The following is a 12,858-nucleotide window of genomic DNA, read 5'->3' as shown; positions in this document are numbered from 1 at the left end:
GCGGGGGGTGCTCCTCAGCTCAGAATGCCACGGCCCTGGCCGGCGGCGGATTGCATGGTTTTGACCACGACGAAAGCGTCGCGCAGGTGGCTGCGCTCGAAATCGGACAGGTCCGTGGGTGGCATGAAATTGTCGGGCTTCTCACCCCGGCGGATCTGTGCGGCCTGATGTTCCAGCCGGATTTCGGCGATCATGTCATAGGCATCGAGCAGGTCGCGCCCGCCGGTGGTGGACACCTTGCCCGCCTCTATCGCCGCTTCCAGCCGGGCGCGGGTATTGGCAACGGGCAGCTGGCCTTGAAGCGCATAGATGCGGCCCAGATCCACGATGGGAACCACGCCGTTATGCTTGAGGTCGATGGTGTTCTTGTGCTCGCCCGAGCGCACGGTGGCAAAGCCCCGGAATAGGCCAAGGGGCGGCGTGTGCTTGAGCGAATTGGCGATCATGTGGCTGACGAAGATGGAGTTCTCAGCCGCGCTTTTCAGCGTATTGGCCTGCAAGTCGGCAAAGAGGCTTTCGTCGCCACCAATCGGGCGCAGGTCGAACATGACGCTGGCCAGCATCTGCGCCTCGGGGTCGGGTTTGGCAATCCATTTGCGGAAATAGCCCCGCCAGACGCTGAGCGGCTGCCGCCAGCGGTCGGCGGTCGCCATCATATCGCCGGGGCAATAGAAATAACCGCAGGCATCCAGCCCGTCCGACACGAACTTCGCCAGCGCCTTGAAATAGCTGTCATGTTCGGGCTGCATCGCGTCGTCTATGATCAGGCAGTTGTCCTGATCCGAAACGCCGGTCTGTTCCTGCCGCCCCTGCGACCCGCAGGCGAGCCAGAGATAGGGAACGGGAGGCGGCCCCAGCTTGTCCTCTGCCATGGCCAGCAGGCGGCGGGTGGTGGCGTCGCCCACATCGGTGATCAGTCTTGTGACAACGTGGTGGGCGTTATGGGCACCGACGAGTTGCACCAGCAGTTGCGGGATGCGCCCGACGATCCGCGCCAGGTCCGCGCAGCTTTGGGCGTCGGCAATCTCTCGGATCAGCGCAGCCGACGACGTGGCCTGAAAACGGGTCAGGTCTGTCTGGGTCAGGATGCCCACGAGCTTGCCGGCCTCGACCACGGGCATATGGGTGATGCGCCGCTCGACCATCGCGTGCAGCACGTCCGAGACAAGCGCGGAGGGGGGCAGGGCAATGGGATCGGCGGTCATGACGCGGCTCACCGGCGTATCATGGGGCAGCCCCTCGGCCAACGCCTTGTTGGTCAGGTCGCGGGTGGTGACGATGCCTTTCAGCGTCTCGCCCTCGGTGATCATCAGCGATGATACGCCATGATCGCGCATGTCCTGCGCGGCGGCGAGAATGGGGGTGTCGGGTGCAACCTGCCTTGGATCGCGGGTCATCATGTCGGCCAGCGACATGGTTGCGAGGTCCTGCCGTTTGGCGCGGGCGGGGCGGGTGCGGTCGAAGAACTTGGCGACGCCGGGATGGTCCGCCACAAGCGCCTTGAAGATGGCGGCGGGGATGGCGATGAGGTCTGTGTCCTCTTCGGCGCGTGCCGAGGTGACGGCCAGCCCGTCGCGCATCAGGCCGCGTTCGCCGAAGGTGTTGCGGGGGCCGAGGATGGACAGGACGGCACCGGTGTCGTCGGTAATGTCCACGCGGCCACGAATGATCAGGTAAAGGGCCTCAAGCGGCTCGCCATGGCTGTAGATCTGGGTGTCGGCCTTGATCGAACGCGCCTCCACCGTGACAGCGAGCCTGTCCAGCGCCTCGGCGGGCAGGCCGTCATAGGGGTGGGTATGGGCGAGGAATTCTCGGATCGTCTGAGGCATGGAACGGGTTCCCCCGGAAAGAAATGGCGCACCCCGGACTGTCGGGATGCGCCGGTGTCTTGAACAGGGCCTGCGGTGTCGCAGGCCCCGGGATTTGGCGATCCCTTAGTGGTCGACGGCTGCGCCGGCGCCACGCGGAATACGAACCGATTCCACCAGCTCCTGGATCTCCTGCGGCACCTCTTCGGTGGCATTGGACACCAGGTAGGCAACGGCGAAGTTGAACAGTGCGCCAATCGGGCCGAAGTGGGTCGGCGGGATGCCGAACAGGTACTGGCTGCTGTCCAGCATCGCGGTACCGGGGATGAAGAACCAGCCCAGGTACAGGAACAGGTACAGACAGGTCGAGATCAGACCAGCCAGCATACCCGCAACCGCGCCCTTGGAGTTGATGCGCTTCGAGAAGATGCCCATCATCAGGGTCGGGAACAGCGAAGCTGCTGCCAGACCGAAGGCCAGTGCCACAACCTGAGCTGCGAAGCCTGGCGGGTTCAGACCCAGGTAGGTTGCAATCACGATCGCGACCAGCATCGAGACACGGGCGGCCATGAGCTCGCCTTTTTCCGAGATGTTGGGGTTGATCGTCGATTTGATCAGGTCGTGCGAGATCGCCGAGGAGATCGCCAGCAACAGACCTGCCGCAGTGGACAGAGCGGCTGCAAGACCACCGGCAGCGATCAGACCGATTACCCAGCCCGGAAGCTGTGCAATCTCCGGGTTGGCCAGAACGAGGATGTCACGGTTGAAGGTGACAAGTTCGTTGCCTTCCAGACCTTGCGCTTCGGCCAGGGCTGCACCAGCTTCGGACCCAGCATTGTAGTACTGGATCATGCCGTCGCCGTTGAGGTCCTCAACGCCAAGCAGACCGGTGACTTCCCAGGTGCGGAACCAGTCGGGCAGATCGTCGACTGCCACGGCTTCGCCTTCAACGCCGTTCGGCCACATGGTGGTGATGACGTTCAGACGGGCCATTGCGCCAACGGCCGGGGCCGTCAGATAGAGCAGCGCGATGAAGACCAGCGCCCAACCCGCGGACCAGCGAGCGTCAGCAACGCGGGGCACGGTAAAGAAGCGGATGATCACGTGGGGCAGACCCGCGGTACCGATCATCAGCGACAGGGTGTAAAGCGCCATCAGCCAGGGGTTGGTGGTGGCGGTGTACTCGTTGAAGCCCAGGTCGGTCAGCAGGCCGTCCAGGGTGGTCAGCAGCGGAACGCCGGCTTCGACGCCACCGGGCAGACCTTCGTTCATGCTGGAGAACAGACCCAGACCCGGGATCGGGTTGCCGGTCAGCTGCAGCGAGATGAAGATTGCCGGGATGGTGTAGGCGATGATCAGCACGCAGTACTGAGCCACCTGCGTGTAGGTGATGCCCTTCATGCCGCCGAGAACGGCGTAAACGGCAACCACACAGGCCGCGATGATCAGGCCGGTGTCGGACTGCACTTCGAGGAAGCGCGAGAACGCAACGCCTGCACCCGCCATCTGACCGATCACGTAGGTGGTCGAGATCACGATGAGACAGACCACGGCCACAACGCGTGCGGTCTGGCTGTAATAGCGGTCGCCCACGAATTCCGGCACGGTGTACTTGCCGAACTTGCGCAGGTAAGGCGCCAGAAGCATGGCCATCAGCACGTAGCCACCGGTCCAGCCCATCAGGAAGAGCGAGTTGTTGTAGCCGGTGAAGGCGATGAGACCTGCCATCGAGATGAACGAGGCAGCCGACATCCAGTCAGCAGCCGTTGCCATACCATTGACAACCGGGTTCACGCCACGGCCAGCAGCGTAGAATTCCGAGGTCGATCCGGCACGGGCCCAGATGGCGATGCCGAAATAGAGCGCGAAGGACGCGCCCACGAAGATGAAGTTAAGTGTCGTCTGATCCATTGGTCGGTCCGTCCTTATTCTTCGTCGACGCCGAACTGCTTATCGAGCGAGTTCATGCGCCAGGCGTAGAAGAAAATCAGCACCAGGAAGACCAGGATGGATCCCTGCTGAGCAAACCAGAAGCCCAGGTCCGTGCCGCCCACTGCGATGCCGCTGACCAGCGGACGCAGGAGGATGCCAAAGCCGAACGACGCAAGCGCCCAGATCACCAAGCAGATGGTGACCAGACGGATGTTCGCCGACCAGTATTCGTTGTTAGATGGCGAGTCAGCCATGTGAGTTCTCCCTTCGATTGGGTTTCCCGAACCTGCCCTCCCGACCGGTCCGGGTCTTTTTATCGCCGCCACCCCTCCAGCAAGGTGGCGACGAATCTCGTGTTAGCCTTCCGTGACTCCTCCGACGATCTTGCCAAGGTCGGCAGCGATCTCGTCGATGTCCCCCATTGCGGGCACCCGCGTCAGCGCATCACGCGCGGCGTAATAGCTGATGAGCGGGGCGGTTTGGGCATGATATGCCGTCAGGCGCGTGCGCACCGTTTCGGCATTGTCGTCAGCGCGCCGTTTGAACTCGGTGCCCTGGCATTTGTCGCAAGTTCCCGCCGTGGCGGGCTGCTTGAATTCGTCGTGGTAGCCTTCGCCGCAAGCCGCGCAGGTGTAGCGGCCCGAGACGCGGGCGATCATCGCTTCGTCATCCACTTCGAGGCTGATGGCGGCGTCGATCTTCTGGCCACGGTCAGCCAGCAGCGTATCGAGCGCCGCAGCCTGCGCCTCGGTGCGGGGGAAGCCGTCGAGGATGGTGCCCTTGGTCACGTCGGGCTGGTCCAGCCGGTCGGACAGAATCGCGATGACGATCTCGTCGGACACGAGTTCGCCCTTCTCCATCACCGCCTTGGCGGCCTTGCCGGCATCAGTACCAGCGGCAACCGCCTCGCGCAGCAGGTCCCCGGTGGACAGCTGCACAAGGCCGAAGCTTTCTTCCAGCATGCGGGCCTGGGTGCCCTTCCCGGCGCCCGGAGGGCCGAGAAGGATCAGGTTGACGGGTCGGGTCATGGTGTCGGTGCTCATCAACCCTGCCTTACTTGTTGGCCCGGTTTTCGATCAGCTCGTCGACCACCGACGGATCGGCCAGCGTCGAGGTATCGCCAAGCGAACCGAAGTCGTTCTCGGCGATCTTGCGCAGGATGCGGCGCATGATCTTGCCCGAGCGGGTCTTGGGCAGGCCGGGGGCCCACTGGATGACATCGGGTTTCGCGATCGGGCCGATTTCCTGGCGGACCCAGTCGGACAGCGTCTTTTTCAGCTCGTCGGACGGGGTTTCGTCGTTCATCAGCGTGACATAGCAGTAGATGCCCTGGCCCTTGACCGGGTGCGGGTAGCCAACAACAGCGGCTTCGGACACGGTCTCATGCGCGACCAATGCGCTTTCGACCTCGGCGGTGCCCATGCGGTGGCCGGACACGTTGATCACGTCATCGACGCGGCCTGTGATCCAGTAGTCGCCATCGGCATCGCGGCGGCAGCCATCGCCTGAGAAGTAGTAGCCCTTGTAGTCCGAGAAATAGGTTTTCACGAAGCGGTCATGGTCGCCATAGACGGTGCGCATCTGGCCGGGCCAGCTGTCGGCAATGACCAGAACGCCCTCGACACCGTTGCCCTCGATGATCTCGCCCGAGGTGGGCTCCAGCACCAGCGGCTTGACGCCGAAGAACGGGTGCTGCGCCGCGCCGGGTTTCAGCGTGTGGGCGCCGGGCAGCGGGGTCATCATGTGACCGCCGGTTTCGGTCTGCCACCAGGTGTCGACGATCGGGCAGCGGCCCTTGCCGACGTTTTCGTTGTACCAGTTCCAGGCTTCGGGGTTGATGGGCTCGCCCACGGTGCCGAGCAGCTTCAGGCTGGACAGGTCATGCTTCTCGACGAAGCTGGTGCCCTTGCCCATCAGCGCGCGAATGGCGGTCGGGGCGGTGTAGAACTGGTTGACCTTGTGCTTGGCGCAAACCTCCCAGAAGCGGCCCGCGTCGGGGTAGGTCGGCACGCCTTCGAACATCAGCGTGGTCGCGCCATTGGCGAGCGGACCGTAGACGATATAGCTGTGGCCGGTGACCCAGCCCACATCCGCCGTACACCAGAAGACATCGCCATCCTGATAGTCGAACGTGTACTGGTGGGTCATCGAGGCATAGACCAGATAGCCGCCAGTGGTGTGCACCACGCCCTTGGGCTGCCCGGTTGAACCGGAGGTGTAGAGGATGAAGAGCGGATCCTCTGCATTCATCTCGGTCGGCATGCAGTAGGTGCTGACCTGCTCGGCCAGCTCGTTGTACCAATGATCGCGGCCTTCACGCCATGCGACCTGCCCGCCGGTGCGTTTGACCACCAGGCACTGAACGTCGTCGCCACAATGCAGCATCGCCTTGTTGACGTTGTCCTTCAGCTCGGTAACACGCCCGCCGCGCGGGGCGCCATCGGAGGTGATGACCAGCTTGGCATCACAGCCGTTGATCCGCGCGGCGAGGGCGTCGGGAGAGAACCCGGCAAACACGATGGAATGAATGGCACCGATGCGCGCGCAGGCCAGCATGGCGTAGGCGGCTTCGGGGATCATCGGCAGGTAGAGGATGACGCGGTCGCCCTTGCCGACGCCCAGTTCCTTCAGGACGTTGGCGAACTTGCCGACTTCCTGGGACAGCTGGTTGTAGGTGATGTGCTGCGCTTCGTCGGTCGGCTCATCGGGTTCGAAAATGATCGCGGTCTGATCGCCGCGGGTGGCCAGGTGACGGTCGATGCAGTTGGCCGAGACGTTGGTGGTGCCGTCCTCGAACCAGCTGATATGCACGTTGTCATGGGCGAAGGAGGTGTTCTTGACCTTGGTGTAGGGCTTGATCCAGTCGATGCGCTTGCCGTGTTCGCCCCAGAAGGCCTCGGGATCATTGATCGAGGCCGCATACATGTCGGCGTATTTGGTGCTGTCGATATGAGCGCCGGGCAGAAGGTCGGGCATCATGTTCGTATCGTTGGGCAATGGTCTCTCCCTTAAAGAGTTTCGGTTCTTGTCCCAAACAGATGACACGTCGAACCGGGGCGGAAAACTGCTGCTTTCCACGTGTCCTGCATATTCGGACAGGGGCCAATTTGCGGTTTGGCTGGTCCTGCGCGGGGCCCGAAAGGGCTGAATGTTCTGGTTAGCCTCCCCCAACCGTTGCTTCGGGCTGCCGCGTGAACCGGAGTTTCCTCCTTCCGGTCGGCGGTATTTGCCGAAGAGGGTGCATAAGTTGCGTTTTCCCTGATCTGAACATTACAAAATTTCGTGAACTGGAGAATTGTTTGCTGAGCGATTTAAAGGTTTCTGTAACTGATTTTCGGAAGGCACGGTGCGGACTGTAAATATTTTTACAAGTCGACCTTAAAAATATTCTTTTTCAAATGGATAGTCAGGAACCGTGATCGCCAAAAGCCCGACGGTACCAGTGGTTTTCTTTTCTACACAGTCAGATCAGGCGGGGAGGGAAGGTGAAACAGATGTTGTGGCAGCCGTGTTGCGACCTGGCTTGCCGGAATCATTGGCAATCAGTCGTCGGACAGAATCCTGAACTCTCCCTGCAACCACGGCATCAGGTCTAGCCCCGGCGCCGTGAAATGCTGTTCGATCAGGTCGCGGGCGATGGCCGCGATCTGGCGCGGAATATCGCCCGACCAGTCGCCGGTGGCACACAGCGAGATCCGGCGCGAGGTTCCCGCGAAGGGCAGGGGGCGGGCATCTATCCCGTCAAGGAAACGTCCGCCGCGCAGCAGGCTGAGCGGGGTGGTGATGGTCCACGCGTGGCCCCCGGCCACAAGCGCGCTGATCGACTGGTTGGAATCCAGTTCGAACCTGTTGGGAAGTGTCTGACCCTGCCGCTGGAGCATCTCCTCGATCTGGCGGCCCATCACCTGTGCCTGATCGCGGCGCAGAAAGCGCAGATGCGACAGCCCCTCCAGCCCGTTCGCAAGGCTGGTGCCCTTCGGTATGGCAAGGATATAGGGATCGTCCAGCAGAGGATGGATGATGGCACCCGGCGGGTTTTCCCGTCCCTCGGCACAAATCGCGAGGTCAAGTTCGTTCCGGGTCACGCGGTTCAGCAGCGTGTGGCTGGCGCCGGTGTTCAGCAGGAACACGCAGTTCTGCATGGTTTCCGCAAGCCGCGCGGTCAGCGTCGGGGTGACCTCGTTCTCGAAATCCTCGATGATCCCCATGCGCAGCGAAGAGACATCGGACAGATCCAGCGTGGTCAGGTCGCGCTGGCCGGTACGCAGGGCACCAAGCGCGGCCTCCACATGGCGCAGGAACTGGCGGCCTCCGGGGGTCAGCGTCATTGGTCGCCGGCCCTGATCGACCAGCGGAACGCCGACTGCGGTGTTGAGGTTCTTCAACTGTTGGGACACGGCGGGTGCGCTCATGCCCAAACGGCGCGCGGCTTCGCCGACCGACCCGGTCTGCGCGAGGGCCTCGAACACTTCCAGCCCCCGGATCGAAACACCTTTCAGAACGCCGCCCATCTGATCTTGTCACCTTCTGCCCGAGGCGATCATGCCTCAGGCGTTGATGATCTTTTCTAACAGGACGGGGGAAACCGCGATACCGGAATTCTGCACTGCGACGGGCGGGTCCGGGGCGTGATGCCAAAGCGAAGGACGGACCGCGACGAAACTGTGATGCAACCGGAAGGCGGGGCCGAGCGGGCCTTCGAAGGGGACGGTGCGACCTGTCCCCCGGTCAGGGACAACGCGGCTTTGCATCATCGGTGACGACTGCGACAGGCCAAGCTGACGCTGCTCGATCTCCAGCACCATGCTGCCATTGGGCGCGGCGCGAGCCACGAGCCCGGCGATATTGGCGAACCCGACCAGTCCCCGCGCCGCGCAATGATCGAGAAACAGACGCCCGGCACCGACCGGATAGGCGTTGCGCACGGACAGAACCGCGATGCCATGGGTCAGGGCGCGGTTGCATAGCGTTTCAAGGCAGATCGCGACCGCGGGGCAGGGGAAGCCGCCATCGGCTTCGACCGTCAGGGCAGCGGGTCCGCTATCCACCATGTGGGGTGTTGCGGCCGCATTGACCCGCCCGCAGCGCAGATGCTCCACCATATGCGGAACCAGCCCCAGACCGAGGCGGCGCAACCCGGCGGTTTCGGCGTGGCGGATGGATCTCGCGACGGGGGCTGCGCTGTCAGCCGTAAGGCCCGCGCGCAAAAACACATCCAAGACCAGCGCTTCGATGTCGCCGGGGGCCAGGATGTCACGTTCGCCAATGTCTTTCACCGGCGGCACTCACTACTCAGGAACCTTGCCCGCAGGAGTTTAGAGACAGCGGGGCGCCTCTGTCCACGGCGCATGGCCCGAAAAGGTTAAGAAATTCCGCGCGCGATCAGGCGTAGAGGAATTCATAGCGCCCATCGGGCAGCATCGCGGCGGTGCAGAGCAGCCCGGTTTCCCAAGCGCCACAATCGACACAGATCCTGCCTTCGGTGCTGACCGGCGCCTCGGCGGAGGTATGGCCATGCACGATCCAGGTGCCGTCCGACCGGGGCCGGGTGTCGAATTCGGGATGGCCCCACAGCAGGACGCGGGGCGACTGGTCTTGCATCGCATGCTGCGGATCGGCGGCGGCATGGACGACCCAGAGATTGCCGGAGTTCCAGGACAGGGGCAGGTTGTCCAGCCAGTCCAGCAGCGCGGGCGACATGTGGCTGCGCAGCGCAAGCGCCTCTTGCCGGAACAGTTCCGGCGCGCAGCCGGGTTCCAGTTGGCTGGTATGAAGGCCGAAGCTGTCAAGCGTCGGACGCGCGCCGGATCGCAGCCAACGGGGGCCGCGTGTCTTGGGGTCTGACAGGAAATCCAGCAGCATCCGTTCGTGATTGCCCATCAGGCAGGTCACGTTCTTCGGCAGTTCCTTGGACAGTTCCCATACCCGGGTCAGCGTCGCGGCGCTGTCGGGGCCGTGGTCGATATAGTTGCCGACGAAAACCACCTGCGGGTTGCGGGCACCGGTCCGGCCCACATGTTCGTCGATCCGGTCCAGCGCCCGTTCCAGCAGGTCGGCCCGCCCGTGCAGATCGCCGATGACATAGGTGGCGAATTCCGGGCGCGGCAGGGCATCCCGCGCGGGGGCGGGGGATGCGTCGCTGACTGGACGGGACAATATGCTGCGCAGGCGGCGGATCATGAGTAGCACTTGCTCTGGCGAGGCAGGAAAAACAAGAGGGTATGGCGGCGCTGTGGCAAAGCTTCGCCGGTTTCAGCCCTCGCTGCGCAGGATTGCGGCGGGGCGAATGGCCAGGGGGCGCAGGGCGAAGGCCAAACCGGCCAGCAAGGTTGCCAGTGCGCCTCCAAGCGTGATGGCCAGGGCCGAGGGCAGGTTGAACGCGAAGTCGGTCTCCATCACGAAGCGCGTCACGGCCCATCCGGCCAACCCCCCTGCCGCCACGGCCACCGCACCCGCCGCCATGCCGAGAAGTGCCGAGCGCAGGGCGAAGCTGCCAAGGATGCGCGCGCGGCTGGCGCCAAGCGTCTTCAGCACCGCCGCCTCATAGGCCCGCGCGCGTTCGCCCGCCGCCGCTGCGCCGATCAGCACCATGAAGCCGGTCAGCAACGTCGCCGCCGCCCCCCAGGACGTGGCCGCCGCGATGCCCGACAAGGCCCGCGCCACCTGGTCGATCGCGTCGCGCACGCTGATCGCGGTGATGTTGGGGCCGATCGCGGCGACCTCGCGCAGAATGTCGGCCTCAGCCTGCTGGTCTGCATAGACCGTCGCAATGTGGGTGTGCGGTGCCCCGGCCAGCGCATTGGGCGACAGGGTCATGACAAAGCCGATCCCGGCATTTGAGAAATCCACCTCCCGAAGCGCGACAATCGTCGCGGTGATGTCGCGGCCCAGGACATTGACGGTCATCCTGTCGCCAAGGCCGATGCCCATTTCCAGCGCTTCCTCGGCGGCAAAGGCCATCTGCGGCGGGCCATCGTAATCCTCTGGCCACCACGCGCCGTCCGTGATCTCGCGCGCGGGCGGGGCGTCTGCGCGGTAGGTCAGGCCCCGGTCGCCCCGGATCACCCAGTGGTTGCCCGCGATCTCTGCCGCCGGGCGGTCGTTGATCCGGGTGATAACCCCGCGCAGCATCGGCGCGCTGTCCACGCGGGTGACGTCCGGGTCGGTGTCCATCGCCGTCAGGAAGGGGGCGATCTGGTCGGGCTGGATATCGACGAAGAAGAAGGCGGGCGCGACCTCTGGCAAATCCTGCTGGATCGCGGCGCGCAGGTTGGTGTCGACCTGGCCCACGGCGGCCAGAACAGACAATCCAAGCCCGAGCGACAGGATGGTGCTGGAAGCCTCCGATCCCGGTGCGCCGATAGACCCAAGCGCCATCCGCAGCGCCGGGTGGCCGCGTGTATGACGGGCTGCGTGGCGCGCGATCAGGCGCACAAGGCTGGCGGCAAGCACGAGGATGATCATCGCGGACAGGATCGCTGCTGCGGACCAGAAGGCCAGGCGCGGGATACCGGACAGCCATGCGGACAGCGCAATCAGGGCCGCCGCCAGCCCGGCGATGATCAGGAGAAATGGCCAGCGCGGCCAGAGACGGGCGAGCCCTGCCGTTTCGCGGTAAAGCGCGGCGGCGCGGACCTGCTCCACACGGGCCAGTGGCCAGAGGGTGAAGATCAGCGCCGTCAGCGCGCCATAGAGTGCCGCCTCGGCCAGTGGCGCGGGGTGGAACCCGAAGTCAGCCGGAACCGGCAGCGCCCCCGCGATCAGCGGCGCAAGCCCGAGCGGCAGAACCGCCCCGAGGACCAACCCGAACACCAGCCCAAGCAGGGTCATCGCGCCGATCTGAAGGAGGTAGACCGTGAAGATCAGGCGCCGCTCGGCCCCGAGGGTTTTCAGCGTGGCGATGGTTTCGGTCTTTCCGGTCAGGTAACTGCGCACGGCCGCCGAAATGCCCACGCCCCCCACGGCCAGCCCCGCCAGCCCCACCAGCACCAGAAACGCGCCGATCCGTTCGACGAACCGGCCAAGGGCGGGGGCGGCGTTGCGCGAATCTTTCCAGAGCATGCCACTGTCGGCGAAGAGGTCGCGCGCCTCGGTCTCCAGCGTTTCGAGATCGGTGCCCTCTGGCAGCGCAAGGCGATACTGGCTGTTATAGAGCGTTCCGGGGCCAAGCAGGCCGGAACCCTCCAGCGCATCCAGCCGCACCAGAGTGCGCGGGCCGGGGCCGAAATTGCCACCGGCCATGTCGGGTTCATGGGTCAGCGCCGCCCGCAATTCGAACTCCTGCACCCCGAAGGTCACACGATCCCCGATCTGCAGCCCCATCTGCGCGATCAGCGTCGGGTGCATCACCGCGCCGGGCAGGTCGGTCGTGGCAAGCGCCTCCGTGATGGTCATGGCCGGGTCAAGCCCGACCTCGCCATACAGCGGATAGCGGCCGTCAACGCCGCGCAGCTGCGTCAGGCCGCGCACCGTTTCGCTATCCACTTCAGCCACCGCCATGGACCGGAAATCGACGGTCTCGGACACCGCCAGCGCGCGGGCGGCCATCCAGGCGGCCTCTTCTTCCGTCGCCATGCGGTAGACGAAGGTCATCTCGGCATCGCCGCCCAGGATCACCGCGCCTTCTTCCTCCAGCCCGGTCTGCACCGCCTGCCGGACCGAGCCCACGGCGGCAATCGCTGCCACCCCGAGCGTCAGGCAGGCCAAAAAGATGCGGAAGCCGCGCAGCCCCCCGCGCAGGTCGCGGGCCGCAATGCGGAAGGCGGTCCTCATCTGCGCAGCCCCCGGTTCCAAGGCGGGGCAAGCCGGGATTGTATTTCATGCACGGTAAACCCGGCCTCCATCGGCTCTGTGATGTCCCGGAAGCGGGCGTCAATCACGGCACCCTCATCCAGTGCCGCGTGACATTCAGGCAGGGCACGGGCGAGCATCGCCATCAGCCGCCCCGATTCCGCAAAGCGCAGCATTCCGCCGGGCACGGCCAGACGCCGATCTGTCGGGGCCATGCGTTCGACAAGGTAAAGGATTCCCTCGCGGTCCAGATTCTGCTCTGGCATCAGGGTAAGCTGCCCCGCCGGGTTGCGGGTGATCTGCCCGATCACAGGGTATTTCTCCACCC

Annotated in this window: 10 protein-coding genes; all 10 read right to left on the bottom strand. The window is 64.4% G+C overall.

The features are described 5' to 3' along the window. Positions 1-14 precede the first annotated feature (14 nt). Positions 15-1,829, bottom strand: coding sequence for a DUF294 nucleotidyltransferase-like domain-containing protein (locus BKY26_RS03830; protein WP_071689079.1), 1,815 nt, complete (start codon positions 1,827-1,829; stop codon positions 15-17). A gap of 105 nt (positions 1,830-1,934) precedes the next feature. Beyond that, positions 1,935-3,719, bottom strand: coding sequence for a sodium:solute symporter family protein (locus BKY26_RS03825; RefSeq protein WP_071689078.1), 1,785 nt, complete (start codon positions 3,717-3,719; stop codon positions 1,935-1,937). A 14-nt stretch (positions 3,720-3,733) separates the two neighbouring features. Next, entirely contained in the window at positions 3,734-3,994 is a 261-nt protein-coding gene (locus BKY26_RS03820; protein ID WP_071689077.1) for a DUF4212 domain-containing protein, read from the bottom strand. A 102-nt stretch (positions 3,995-4,096) separates the two neighbouring features. Beyond that, entirely contained in the window at positions 4,097-4,783 is a 687-nt protein-coding gene (locus BKY26_RS03815) for an adenylate kinase (protein ID WP_071689076.1), read from the bottom strand. A gap of 10 nt (positions 4,784-4,793) precedes the next feature. Then, positions 4,794-6,719: an acetate--CoA ligase gene (gene acs / locus BKY26_RS03810; RefSeq protein ID WP_071689146.1), complete on the bottom strand. Its 1,926-nt coding sequence runs from the start codon at positions 6,717-6,719 to the stop codon at positions 4,794-4,796. 563 nt (positions 6,720-7,282) lie between these two features. Further along, on the bottom strand, positions 7,283-8,251 hold the full coding sequence (locus BKY26_RS03805) for a LysR family transcriptional regulator (protein ID WP_071689075.1): 969 nt from the start codon (positions 8,249-8,251) through the stop codon (positions 7,283-7,285). A 36-nt stretch (positions 8,252-8,287) separates the two neighbouring features. Next, positions 8,288-9,016, bottom strand: coding sequence for an Ldh family oxidoreductase (locus tag BKY26_RS03800; RefSeq protein WP_158514295.1), 729 nt, complete (start codon positions 9,014-9,016; stop codon positions 8,288-8,290). 106 nt (positions 9,017-9,122) lie between these two features. Further along, positions 9,123-9,920 carry a metallophosphoesterase family protein gene (locus tag BKY26_RS03795; RefSeq protein WP_083431309.1) on the bottom strand — a complete coding sequence of 266 codons (798 nt, stop codon included), beginning with the start codon at positions 9,918-9,920 and terminating at the stop codon, positions 9,123-9,125. Between the two features lie 72 nt (positions 9,921-9,992). Next, positions 9,993-12,512, bottom strand: coding sequence for an ABC transporter permease (locus BKY26_RS03790; RefSeq protein WP_071689073.1), 2,520 nt, complete (start codon positions 12,510-12,512; stop codon positions 9,993-9,995). Next, complete coding sequence (locus tag BKY26_RS03785; RefSeq protein WP_131541761.1) at positions 12,509-12,856, bottom strand: hypothetical protein; 348 nt, start codon at positions 12,854-12,856, stop codon at positions 12,509-12,511. The genes BKY26_RS03790 and BKY26_RS03785 overlap by 4 nt, the downstream gene beginning before the upstream one ends. Positions 12,857-12,858 lie beyond the last annotated feature (2 nt).

This window comes from Nioella sediminis, assembly GCF_001879695.1.
Taxonomy (GTDB): Bacteria; Pseudomonadota; Alphaproteobacteria; order Rhodobacterales; family Rhodobacteraceae; genus Nioella; species Nioella sediminis.
Note: the sequence above shows the minus strand (reverse complement) of the source record. Positions and strands in the feature narration are given on the sequence as shown.

What these genes read in the sequence shown, in the direction of transcription:
- BKY26_RS03820 (WP_071689077.1), bottom strand. Translation starts at nt 3,994, where the DNA reads ATGGCTGACTCGCCATCTAACAACGAATACTGGTCGGCGAACATCCGT.
- BKY26_RS03830 (WP_071689079.1), bottom strand. Translation starts at nt 1,829, where the DNA reads ATGCCTCAGACGATCCGAGAATTCCTCGCCCATACCCACCCCTATGAC.
- BKY26_RS03790 (WP_071689073.1), bottom strand. Translation starts at nt 12,512, where the DNA reads ATGAGGACCGCCTTCCGCATTGCGGCCCGCGACCTGCGCGGGGGGCTG.
- BKY26_RS03795 (WP_083431309.1), bottom strand. Translation starts at nt 9,920, where the DNA reads ATGATCCGCCGCCTGCGCAGCATATTGTCCCGTCCAGTCAGCGACGCA.
- BKY26_RS03815 (WP_071689076.1), bottom strand. Translation starts at nt 4,783, where the DNA reads ATGAGCACCGACACCATGACCCGACCCGTCAACCTGATCCTTCTCGGC.
- BKY26_RS03805 (WP_071689075.1), bottom strand. Translation starts at nt 8,251, where the DNA reads ATGGGCGGCGTTCTGAAAGGTGTTTCGATCCGGGGGCTGGAAGTGTTC.
- acs (WP_071689146.1), bottom strand. Translation starts at nt 6,719, where the DNA reads ATGATGCCCGACCTTCTGCCCGGCGCTCATATCGACAGCACCAAATAC.
- BKY26_RS03825 (WP_071689078.1), bottom strand. Translation starts at nt 3,719, where the DNA reads ATGGATCAGACGACACTTAACTTCATCTTCGTGGGCGCGTCCTTCGCG.